General features: G+C 39.8%; 9 protein-coding genes. 6 read left to right on the forward strand and 3 right to left on the reverse strand.

Annotated features, from left to right (window positions below; all coding sequences use genetic code 11):
• The first annotated feature begins 228 nt into the window (after positions 1-228).
• Together PSF16_RS14590 and PSF16_RS14595 are read left to right on the forward strand one after the other, a co-directional pair.
• On the forward strand, positions 229-2,724 hold the full coding sequence (locus PSF16_RS14590) for a fimbria/pilus outer membrane usher protein (RefSeq protein ID WP_272689514.1): 2,496 nt from the start codon (positions 229-231) through the stop codon (positions 2,722-2,724).
• 7 nt (positions 2,725-2,731) lie between these two features.
• Complete coding sequence (locus PSF16_RS14595) at positions 2,732-3,742, forward strand: fimbrial protein (RefSeq protein WP_272689515.1); 1,011 nt, start codon at positions 2,732-2,734, stop codon at positions 3,740-3,742.
• Positions 3,743-3,795: 53 nt separating this feature from the next.
• Here PSF16_RS14595 and pyk read toward each other — a convergent pair whose 3' ends face one another.
• Both pyk and PSF16_RS14605 read right to left on the reverse strand, forming a co-directional pair.
• Entirely contained in the window at positions 3,796-5,238 is a 1,443-nt protein-coding gene (gene pyk, locus PSF16_RS14600; protein ID WP_006659933.1) for a pyruvate kinase, read from the reverse strand.
• Between the two features lie 200 nt (positions 5,239-5,438).
• Complete coding sequence (locus PSF16_RS14605) at positions 5,439-6,284, reverse strand: MurR/RpiR family transcriptional regulator (protein WP_272689516.1); 846 nt, start codon at positions 6,282-6,284, stop codon at positions 5,439-5,441.
• Between the two features lie 460 nt (positions 6,285-6,744).
• Between PSF16_RS14605 and zwf the strand changes: the two genes are divergently transcribed.
• The gene (zwf, locus tag PSF16_RS14610; protein WP_006661827.1) at positions 6,745-8,220 is read left to right on the forward strand and encodes a glucose-6-phosphate dehydrogenase; all 1,476 of its coding nucleotides are present in this window, start codon (positions 6,745-6,747) and stop codon (positions 8,218-8,220) included.
• A gap of 444 nt (positions 8,221-8,664) precedes the next feature.
• On the opposite strand, the gene pdxK is transcribed toward zwf, so the two are convergent.
• On the reverse strand, positions 8,665-9,513 hold the full coding sequence (pdxK, locus tag PSF16_RS14615) for a pyridoxine/pyridoxal/pyridoxamine kinase (protein ID WP_272689517.1): 849 nt from the start codon (positions 9,511-9,513) through the stop codon (positions 8,665-8,667).
• A 655-nt stretch (positions 9,514-10,168) separates the two neighbouring features.
• Here pdxK and mdtJ point away from each other — a divergent pair.
• The 3 genes from mdtJ (at position 10,169) to PSF16_RS14630 (ending at position 11,983) form a co-directional block, all read left to right on the forward strand.
• Positions 10,169-10,597 (forward strand): multidrug/spermidine efflux SMR transporter subunit MdtJ, encoded by a 429-nt coding sequence (gene mdtJ, locus PSF16_RS14620; protein WP_006659928.1) that lies wholly within the window; start codon positions 10,169-10,171, stop codon positions 10,595-10,597.
• 1 nt (position 10,598) lies between these two features.
• Positions 10,599-10,931 (forward strand): multidrug/spermidine efflux SMR transporter subunit MdtI, encoded by a 333-nt coding sequence (gene mdtI / locus PSF16_RS14625; RefSeq protein WP_006659927.1) that lies wholly within the window; start codon positions 10,599-10,601, stop codon positions 10,929-10,931.
• A gap of 482 nt (positions 10,932-11,413) precedes the next feature.
• Positions 11,414-11,983: a colicin-like pore-forming protein gene (locus tag PSF16_RS14630; protein ID WP_272689518.1), complete on the forward strand. Its 570-nt coding sequence runs from the start codon at positions 11,414-11,416 to the stop codon at positions 11,981-11,983.
• The last annotated feature ends 29 nt before the right edge of the window (positions 11,984-12,012 follow it).

Genomic DNA, 12,012 nt, shown 5'->3' on the forward strand with positions numbered 1-12,012 from the left:
GTAGAAAAAATGGGAACCTTACATCGACTTTGGCCATGAATATTCTCCGATAAATTATCCTATCTTACAGGTTAATCACCAGTTTGAATACATTACCTAAAAATGATTCATCCTTGGATGAATGAGTATGTTTTAAAACAAAAAATAGAAAGAGAGCATTCAGTTAAAATCGAATTTATCAATGATTATGGTGCCATTGTGGAAAAAAACATGACAAAGAGCTAGCTTATGGGAAAAAACGTTTTTATTAAGGATTGGATTTTTAGTAATAAGTCGATTTTTATTAGCATAACAATTTTTTCATCAATAACCTGTGCAAGTGAAATCTTCGATATTAATGCAATTAATACAGGCATTGATAACCATCTTTCAGATCCTATGCTATTAAATTATCTTTCTAAATCAGAAGGGCAACTTCCTGGTAGATATAGGGTTCATATTTACCTGAATGATGATAGTGTGGCGGATGAATATATTGAATTTATTTTTAGTGAAGAAAATCAAACACTAGAACCGCAGATTACAAGACGGCAGTTAATTAATTGGGGCGTTAAGCCTTCGATATTTTTTAAGAATGATAGCTCTGAAATTGATGAATTCATTGATGTTCGAAAATTTATCAAAGGTGGAAATATTTACCATGATTTTTTTTCTAACCGTCTAAATATCAGTGTTCCTCAAATAGCGATGAAGACAATTAGCCGGGGCTATATTAATCCGATTGAATGGGATGATGGTGTCGCTGGATTGTTTATTAATTATTCTGCACGTTTTAATCAATCATGGAAAAGTCCAAGCAACCATAAATCTATTTATTTTGGATTGCGAAATGGAATCAATTGGGAAGCCTGGCGATTACGTAATCACAGTTATTACAATAATGTTTACGGTGATAGCCGTTGGAATAGTCTACAAACTTTCTTAGAAAGAAATATTCGTAGTTTAAATAGCCACTTAATTATTGGTGAAACTTCATCAGATAACGGGATTATGGATACTTTTCAGTACCGTGGTTTAAAACTGATGTCAGAAGAAAGTATGCTCCCACAAAGTCAACGAGGGTTCGCACCTACAGTAAATGGTATTGCGAACTCCAATGCTGTGGTGATTGTTCGGCAAAATGGTCAAATAATTTATCAAACATCCGTTCCTGCGGGGGAATTTACGTTAAATGATCTCTACCCAACGTCTTTCAATGGTGAGTTGCAAGTGACGATTGAAGAGTCTGATGGTTCGACGAGAGTATTTACACAGCCGTTTTCCAGCGTGCCAGTTATGCAAAGGGCAGGAACATTAAAATACAGTATGGAATTTGGAAAATATCGAGCTGAGAGTGAAGAGCGACAGCCTTATTTTGTTCAGTTTTCTGGGATCTACGGATTACCTATTCACCTATCTCATTATGGAAATTTATCTCTGTTAGGTGGCGTATTCATCTCGGAATATAGACAAACTTATACAGTTGGGGCTGGCGTGAATTTAGGCAATTTCGGCGGAGCTTCATTGGATATGACTCATTCAACATCTCAGTGGGATCCTAATTTAAAGAGCACTGAGCAAACGTATCGTTTTCAATATAACAAATATGTTCAAAATACAGCGACTGGGCTTAATTTATCTGCTCAATATTCTGTTGAACCGGATGGAGATAATTTTATTTCTCAAACAGCAAATATGGATCGAATGTCAAAGAAACAGCGACTACAAATATCGCTTAGCCAATCATTGGGAAACTGGGGATCTTTGAATATAAATGGCTATCAACAAGAGTATTGGGCGCAATCAGGCTCAGATAAAAATTTTACTGTCAGTCTTGCCTCGCAGTATCAATCAGTTAATTACAGTTTTTCTTATTCACATTCTGAACAATATCATCGTGAAAAGCGGGATAGAGTATTCTCTTTTACTTGTAGCATGCCATTACGTTGGGGAGAAAATATTTATTGGGGTAATTATCATTACAACACCAGTCGTTACGCTGGCGGTATTAGCACCATAAGCCTGAGTGGCTCAGCACTTGACTCTCATCAGTTACGATATGACCTCACACAGCAATACCATCATAAAAATCAGCAGGTGAGTTACGGTGTTCGCGGTAGTTATTTAACCTCTCATGGGGAGTTTGCTCTTGGTTGGGATCACTCTCCTCGACATCAAATTGTCCATGCAGCTGCCACTGGGGCATTTTTATTTCATCACGGAGGGGTTACTGCCTCCCGATCATTCTCGGATGCTATTGGGTTAGTTAAAGCTGAGGGCATTAATAATTTAAAAATTAATAATGTACCTTCGTTGTATACCAATGAACAAGGTTATGCAGTGATTCCAATGCTAACACAATATGAGCGTAACAATGTCAGTGTTGATACCTCAACATTAATCGGCAATTACGATGTGGCACTGAATTCAACAACGGTCGTACCCACACGAGGGGCAATTGTTTTGATGGATTTTAACGCTAAACGTGGTGGTCGCATTGTATTAAAACTAAAACATAATAATCAATTGGTTGGTTTTGGCACTCAAGTGAATGTTCTGGAACAGCAACATAAGATTTCATCGGGAATTGTGGCGACTGATGGGGAAGTTTATTTGAGTGGTGTGCCTGAAAATAGTGTCGTTCAAGTTAAGTGGGGGGCTAATCAGTCGCAACAGTGCCAGTTACCGCTTCATATTGACTTGAGTAATTCAAATATTCAATTCATTGAAGGAACATGCCAGTAGAGGATTTATGAATCAATTTGCTATTTATATCGGAATGCTGTTGTTTTCATCAATAGCGTTTGCTGATTATCGTGCTGAATTTTCAACGTATACCGTGCCCATCACCGAAACGCTGTATGTTCCTAAAAGTGCTCCCATCAACACACATATTGCAACGATAGAGTTAGGTACTTATACGCCTTGGGTGTGGTGGAATGAGACAGGCACAACAAGGGTTGGCATTAATTTACCGGGAATTTTTGATGGGCATTATCAAATCGCAGGTGTTGGAGCTGTTAAGGAAATAGGGTTATCTGGCATTGGGTTTGCTTTGCATGGCTCGGTTAATAGCCCATGTTCAGCAAGAGGGTATGTGAATGGTAAAAATAGTCGTGACGGAAACCCGGCAAATCGCTTTTTATGTCCCAGCTCAGCATCTCAAGGTAATTACAATGTCACCTTAAAGGCTGAGTTCTATAAAATACGCCCACGCGTGAATACTCAGCTATTACAATCCACCAGTGCTGCGATGTTTATCGTTTTTAATAATCGGTTTATTACCCAAGATATTGTGGGCAATTTTGAACCTAAAATTTGGTTGTCGCCTATTCCGGTTGTTGCGAATGGATGCGAAGTTAAAAATACCATCGTCAATGTGGCATTCGGTCAAGTAGAGAAATCCCGGGCTCGAGGTGTGGGGTCTACGCTTATGAATAGTCGCAAACGGTTTAAAATTGAACTGGATTGTGATGAAACTTCACCAATAAAAATTCACTTTATGGGGATGGTCGACTCGAGTGGGTTACCCGGCACCATTGCACTCAATAATGCAGAGCATCGAGAAACTGCCCAAGGTTTTGGGATCCAAATTAAATATAAAGGGCGACCGATTAAATTGAACCAAACGTTACAAGTTTCTCGCTTAAATAGTGCGCAACACTATGTTATTCCTTTGGAGGCAGTTTATATTCAAACAGAGGAAAAAACGCGAGGGGGAAAAGCGAATGGGACGTTACAGTTTAATTTGCAATATCATTGAAATTAAAGAAAAAAGGGAGCACAGGCTCCCTTAATTTATAGAAGAGCTAATGATTATTCAACGACTAAAATACGGCAGGTATTGGTGCTGCCGATGGTGCCCATTTGGTCACCTTGTGTCACGATAACCGTGTCACCAACCATTAAGTAACCGTTGTCACGTAGACGCGCGATCGCTTCGCTTGCAGCGGCAATTCCATCAGTATGCGTGCTACAGAAGACAGGCGTGACGCCACGGTACAGAGAACATTGATTCAGTGTTTTTTCATGGCGTGACATAGCAAAAATTGGTAAGCCAGAGCTGATACGTGACATGATACGAGCTGTTCGTCCTGATTCTGTCATGGCGATGATTGCCTTGACACCTTTCAGGTGGTTAGCCGCGTACATGGTTGACATGGCAATCGCGTCTTCAGAACTTTCAAACTCAGCATCTAAACGGTGTTTAGAAATATTCAGACCTGGCATTTTTTCTGCGCCAAAGCAGACTTGCGCCATTGCGGCGACGGTTTCTGCTGGGTATTGTCCCGCAGCCGTTTCTGCCGATAACATAACCGCATCTGTACCATCTAAAACGGCGTTTGCCACGTCCATAACTTCGGCGCGGGTTGGCATTGGGTTAGTGATCATTGACTCCATCATTTGAGTTGCGGTGATCACCACACGGTTCAATTGACGTGAACGACGGATCAGTTTCTTTTGTACAGCGACTAGCTCAGGGTCGCCAATTTCGACACCTAAATCACCACGGGCGACCATCACGACATCTGATGCGAGGATCACTTCATCCATAATGTCATCAGTGGCAACAGCTTCAGCACGCTCAACTTTCGCAACAATTTGGCATTCACAGCCTGCATCACGCGCTAAACGGCGAGCATAATCAAGATCCTCACCGGAGCGAGGGAAAGACACGGCTAAAAAGTCGACATTAATTTTGGCTGCGGTAATAATATCAGCTTTGTCTTTTTCAGTGAGGGCTTCTGCGGATAAGCCACCACCTAGTTTGTTAATGCCTTTATTGTTAGACAGTTGTCCGCCTACAGTCACTTCAGTGAACACTTGCAAGCCTTGAACTTCACGAACTTTTAACTGCACACGACCATCGTCTAGCAGAAGAATATCGCCAGGGACAACATCAGCAGGTAAGCCTTTGTAATCGATACCGACTTTATGTTGGTCACCTTCACCTTTGCCTAATGAGGCATCTAGCGTGAATTTGTCACCAATATTGAGGAAAACTTTACCGTCTTTAAAAGTAGAAACACGAATTTTCGGACCTTGTAGATCCCCAAGGATAGCGACGTGACGCCCTAATCGAGCCGCAATCTCGCGCACTTTGTTTGCGCGGGCCATGTGGTCTTCAGGAGTTCCGTGAGAGAAATTAAGGCGAACAACGTTAGCGCCAGCATTGATAATTTTTTCTAGATTATTATCACGATCGGTTGCCGGACCAAGGGTTGTAACAATTTTAGTTCTTCTAAGCCGTCTAGACATGTATTACTCCGTGACCTGTAATGGTACAAATATAAGTGAAGCCTTTTCACTCCATTTTGAAACCTATTTACTGCAAATAGGGGTGCTGACACGAGCACAGCTATTATATACAGCAAATTTCTTAAAGCCATCGGGAGAATAAAAACTATTTGGTACCGATAGAATTAAGAACCCATTTTTAACATTGTTGTATCCATCTTTCAGACATTATCAAACCGCGAATCGCGTAATGCTTCTTTGACCCGTTTCAAGTTATCTCTAAATTTTTCGCCTCGGCGCAAAGTAAATCCGGTTGTTAACACATCAATCACTGCGAGCTGTGCCATTCTGGAGACCATTGGCATATACATGTCCGTGTCTTCAGGGACATCGATAATAATTGATAGGCTGGCTGCTTTAGCTAGGGGGGAGCCCTCTGATGTGATAGCGATAACTGTTGCATCATTATGGCGAGCGAGCTGTGCCATATCGACTAAGGCCTTTGTACGACCCGTGTGTGAAATCAACACAATCACATCGCCTTCACTACTATTGATGCAGCTCATACGTTGCATGACAATATCATCAAAGTATATGACTGGAATATTAAACCGGAAGAATTTGTTCATGGCATCATGAGCAACCGCGGCGGAAGCCCCAAATCCAAAAAAACTGATTTTGCGAGCTTGAGTCAGTAAATCTACTGCGCGATTAATTGCGTTGGTATCAAGGGTGTGCTTGACATTATCCAGTCCCGCCATCGCGGACTCGAATATTTTATGGGTATATGTGTTGACGGTGTCTGTTTCTTCAATATGGCGATTTACATAAGGCGTACCATTGGCGAGATTCTGCGCCAGTTTCAATTTAAAATCTGGAAACCCTTTGGTTTCCATTTTGCGGCAAAATCGATTAACAGTAGGCTCACTAACATCCGCCAATTGAGCCAATGCGGCGATACTCAAATGAATAGCACTTTGGGGCATCCCTAAAATGACTTCTGCCACCTTTTTTTCTGATTTACTCAAAAAATCGATGCTGGTTTTCATTTGTTCTAAAATATTCATATAGCAAAAGTGCCTATTTCAGCAAAAGGGGAAATATTTCTGCCATCGGAGTATGGTGGCATTAACATCCAGATATGACTGAAAATATACTACGTGTTGATAGTAAGCTATCTATACACTGGGGTTAACTAAGGGCTTTTTTTACGAAAATATGACCCGTATCTAATTTTCAACTAAGAAAACGGATTACATAAATCGTTATTTTCTAACAAAAGCTGGAAGCATTCAGTGATAAAAAATTTTGTTGAAGACTGGGTATGCTGGATTTTTCAGCATAAAAACTGTGACCCGTGTCATCAATATTTACTGAGCAGTAGCAAACGGGTACATTAGCAGGCAAACGATTATATTTTTATAAAACGATATACAGAACCTATCTCATTAGAGTGGCGTTTCGCGCTCAGTTTTTATGGGCTCTAATGAGATAGTTTCTAAATTCCGCAGATTGAGGAGAACCAACATGGCGGTACATAATGCTGCTCAAGCTTGTGACCTGATTATTTTCGGCACTAAAGGTGACCTAGCGCGTCGCAAGTTACTTCCATCATTGTATCAACTGGAAAAAGCAGGTTATATCCATCCAGATACTCGCATTATCGGCGTTGGTCGTGCCCAATGGGAACAGAGCGATTATGTGGAATTTGTCAAAAAGGCATTGAATGACTTTTTGAAGGAAGAATTAGATCCAACATTATGGGAGCGAATAAGCGCACGTTTAGATTTTTGTAATCTAGATGTGAGTGAAACCGATAATTTTGTGCGTTTAGCCGATATGCTTAAACAAGACACGCAGCCGGCGATTCACTATTTTGCTATGCCACCAAGCACATTCGGTGAAATGTGTCAGGGGCTAGGCTATGCAGGATTGAACAAAAAACCAAACCGTGTCGTGATGGAAAAACCATTAGGGACGGATTTAGCATCTTCTCAACAGATTAATAACGAAGTTGCGAAATATTTTGATGAAAGCCAAGTTTACCGAATCGACCACTATCTAGGTAAAGAAACGGTACTGAACTTGCTGGCTCTGCGTTTTGCAAACTCTTTATTTATTAATAACTGGGATAATCGCACCATTGATCATGTGCAGATTACCGTGGCAGAAGAGGTTGGAATCGAAGGTCGGTGGGGGTATTTTGATCAGGCGGGTCAAATGCGAGACATGGTGCAAAATCACCTTCTGCAAATTTTAACCATGATCGCGATGTCTCCTCCGGCTGATTTAACCACTGACCGTATTCGTGACGAAAAAGTGAAAGTGCTGCGTTCTTTACGTCGTATTGACCACACAAACGTGCGTGAGAAAGCCGTACGCGGTCAATATACTGCGGGTTTTGTGCAAGGTAAGAAAGTACCGGGCTACTTAGAAGAAGAAGGCGCGAACAAGCAGAGCCAGACGGAGTCTTTCGTGGCTTTGCGTGTGGATATTGATGATTGGCGCTGGGCTGGCGTACCATTCTATTTGCGTACAGGTAAGCGTCTTCCTGCCAAATGTTCAGAAGTTGTGGTGTATTTTAAAAAACCGGCATTGAATATTTTCTCTGAAAGCTACCAAGATTTACCACAAAACAAATTGACGATCCGTCTGCAACCTGATGAAGGGATTGATATCGAAATTATGAACAAGGCTCCAGGCTTGGATCATAAACACCGTTTACAGACGACTAAATTGGACTTGAGCTTTTCTGAGACCTTTAACCAAACGCATCTTGCAGATGCCTATGAGCGCTTATTGTTAGAAGCGATGCGTGGTATTCAAGCCTTGTTCGTCCGCCGTGATGAAGTGGAAGAGGCGTGGAAATGGGTTGATTCTATTATGGAAGCATGGGCGATGGATAACGATGCACCTAAACCTTATCAAGCCGGTACATGGGGACCGATTGCCTCTGTCGCCATGATCGCTCGTGATGGTCGCTCGTGGAATGAGTTTGAATAATATTTTATCTTTATAAATTGGACCATGAAATGGCGGGAAGATTGAATTCCCGCCATTTTTTTAGCTAATATTTTCTTCTTTATCTTTTCTTATTTTTTCGCGATAGAAATTTTTGCCAACCACGTCATTTCATGTTGATTAAATACTAATGTTTTCCCGTTCTGCTTTAATTCAAATGAAAGTGGTGAGTTTTTATTTTAAGCATCGGAAAATTATTTAATTCATCTATGATTTTTGGGTCAGTGAGTTTTATGGTTGAATGAAATACGATGGGGGAATGGTTTGCAGGTTTTGATCTTGAAAAAAAGCGCAAATTGGCATTGTCAATCCTTTAATGATGCAATTATTGAATGTGGAGTGTGCCATGAGTCATTACGCTTCTCTTTAATAATGTGATGGTTACCAAGATTGCTGACTCAAGGTAACCATTCAATTTTGGTTATTTTAAAGCACTAATTCACTGCGACCTGTCGCCGCCATATGAATAATGCCTTGTTCGATTCGTAAACACGCCATTTTAGCGGCATCTGGAACCGATAAACCTGCAAGTAACTGAGCGGTGAGTTCAGCACCAAACAGATCCCCAGTTCCTTTTGGTGTAACGGGATAACGCTTATGGCGAATAACCGCGACATCTTGTCGAGTAACACAAACCACTTCGATACTTTCATCATCAGGCTGGAATGCGCTCGTTATGATGACCCATTGAGTATGACCGTTGAGTAATGAACGCGCTGCGCGAGTCGCGTCGTCTAAATTATTGATGGTTTGCCCACTGAGTGTAGAAAGCTCAAATTTATTCGGAATGATGCCCGTCGCAAGTGGAAGCACTTCATCACGATAAACATCGGCAATCGCTGGAGGAATATAAAAGCCACTATCTTCATCCCCCATCACAGGGTCGACAATGACAGGTATTTTAGGATGCTGCTCACGCACAGAGGCTAACCAATTTGCAAGGTCGTGAGCTTTATCTGGTGAACCTAAATAACCCGTTAAAATGGCTTTAACGCTGTTTAAGCTGCCGCGTTCAACGAAGCCTTGTAAATAACCGCGAAACCATTCACCGGGTAATTCTCCACCATAACAAGTAGCATAGTGGGGTGTGTTGCTTAGAATAACGGTGGGAACCGCAGCAACGCGTAATCCTTGTTTGGTCAATGCAGGCACAGCGATGCTATTACCGACACTGCCATAGACAACTTGGGATTGAATGGAGATGACATCATAAGGAAGCGGGGTGGCATCGGCGGCATTTTGAAAGCTATTTGACGTTAGCGTAAAGGTATCCATGACTCTCTCTTATTGGTGTGCATTATTTCTATTTTGTACGGATAGCATGATAAGAAGCGTGTTGGCATCTATTGTCAATGGTAACCGTAAAAATGAATATTGAATGAGATGAAAGCAGCATAAAACACGGTAATAAAAACTTTTTTTGCTCAGTTCGTCCAAAAATAAATGCGAGTGAAATGGTGGAATTATTCGTAAAATTGAGTCTGCCACTGTGTTGCTTAGCATATTAATGCATAATTATGCATAAAAAGAATGAATTCAAAAAGCTTTTGCATTCATTGACTTAATAATTTTGCCATGGTAGAAATAAGCTGAAACTAACAATTATATGAGGGTTCGGAGTAACTTGGATGGATGTCCATCCGATGAAATGAATGAGATATCATGCTTAGCGTGACTAGCATAAAGATCAGTAAGTCCCAAAGAAGATCAACACATAAGCTTTTCCTTTCTGCCATTCTATCCAGTGAGTATCACTGGTGCGGCGCGTTATAGCGTCTTTCTAGATTATTCAATCAGCTGAATAAAATCAGCAACTCTATTGTTTTTGTTTGAATTTTTAACAGCATTAAGCCCATGTATTAAGCTAATTGTCTTTTAAACTTGTTTAAAAAACAGGCTATGATGATGCTGAATCTAGAGGGATATTATAATGATTTACTGGATATTTTTAGCATTAGCTATCGTTACTGAAGTCATTGGTACTTTATCAATGAAACATGCCAGTGTGAGTGGTGACTTCACGGGTATGGCGGTGATGTATGTGATGATTGCCACTTCCTATATTTTACTCGCTGTTGCGGTTAAAAAAGTCGCCTTAGGTGTTGCATACGCCATGTGGGAAGGGGTGGGTGTTCTGTTGATCACAACGTTCAGTGTACTGTGGTTTGGGGAATCTTTGTCACCGATGAAAATTGGTGGATTAGTTTTCTTGATCACGGGAATCGCATTGATCAAATCAGGTACCAAAAAAGCCACAGTTAACAAGTCTGCTCAAAAAGTAAAACAAGCAGCGAAGAATGCGGTTGATGCCGCCAAAGCCCGAGCTTTAGTGACGAATACCGCTAAATCGGAGGTGTAATATGGCCAGTCAATTTGAATGGTGGCATGCGGCATTTCTGATCCTTGCCGTGGTACTGGAAATCCTTGCCAACGTATTTTTAAAAATGTCTGACGGTTTTAAGCGTTATTGGTTAGGTATTCTTTCTCTGGTTGCGGTGTTAGGTGCATTCAGTGCGCTAGCGCAAGCGGTGAAGGGAATTGAATTGTCAGTTGCCTACGCGTTATGGGGTGCATTTGGCTTAATTGCTACAGTCGCAGCCGGTTGGATCTTGTTTAATCAGCGCTTGAACTATAAAGGTTGGGGCGGATTAGTTTTCCTGCTTATTGGTATGGTGCTGATTAAAATGTCGTAACGGATAATACAATTCTTAAAGCTATTAGTGCTTATTCTACAATATAGTACTAATAGCTTTTCAATATATAATTACATCTAAAGTTAATAATTTCAGTAAAATTAAAATATTGATCTAATTTCCATGGAATAATATATGATTATTTATTCACTGGTTTTTTTGAAAAATTAGATTCTCTTTATTCTATTAATTCATTTTTATGAAAAAAGCATTAAACCCTTCAGAGTAGAAAATTTATTTATATCTATCATATTTTAGATAGAATGACTAAAAAGGGATGTTTATTTTTAAAAATCAGCAATAAGGATAATGTTTATATTTTTATAATTAAGACCATTTGATGCCTAAAGATTTAGAAAGCTATTTAGCATTAGATACTATTACTGATGAAGCAATAGCCAAAAGGCAAGCTGATGAGGAATTGAAAAAAAATTCAAAGTAAAGCCAAAGAGGAAATAATAAAATTACAAATAAATGAAGCTATTAAGACAGCATTAGAAATAATTTCAGATATTGGTGATAAAACATCTAAAGTTATTGGAGATAAATATAAGGTTGCATCAGATAAAATAATTAATGAATTAAATGATTTTAAAGGTAAAAAAATCAAAAATTCAAGTGATGCGTTAAAAATTTTAGAGAAAACAATAAATAACCCATACCTTAAAGTTCATAAGAAAGACCTTCCCGCCATTTCTCAGGCTATAAAATTTATAGATGGAAAGAAGTTATCGGAGAATTTATATAAACTAGGTGGCTCTTTTAAGCTTGCGGATAAATTTTTGAAATTTGAAAAAATAAAAACTAAGGTTGAAGAGGGGTTTGAAACGGGAAACTGGAGACCTCTAGTTTTGGAAATTAAAGCTATGGCATTAGCAGGAGTTGCATCACCTATTGTATTAGCATTTACATCAGCAAGTCTAAGCTTATTATTACCGGTTACTATTTCAGTAACACTTTTATCTGTATCTGCCATCATATTAACCGCTGTGATTACATCTTATATTGATGTAGATTTTACTGCCGCAATAAATAAAGAAATTATTCCATAAAAGGTATTTTTAAAGCCATAATTATGAAT

Source organism: Providencia sp. PROV033 (assembly GCF_028484855.1).
Taxonomy (GTDB): Bacteria; Pseudomonadota; Gammaproteobacteria; order Enterobacterales; family Enterobacteriaceae; genus Providencia; species Providencia alcalifaciens.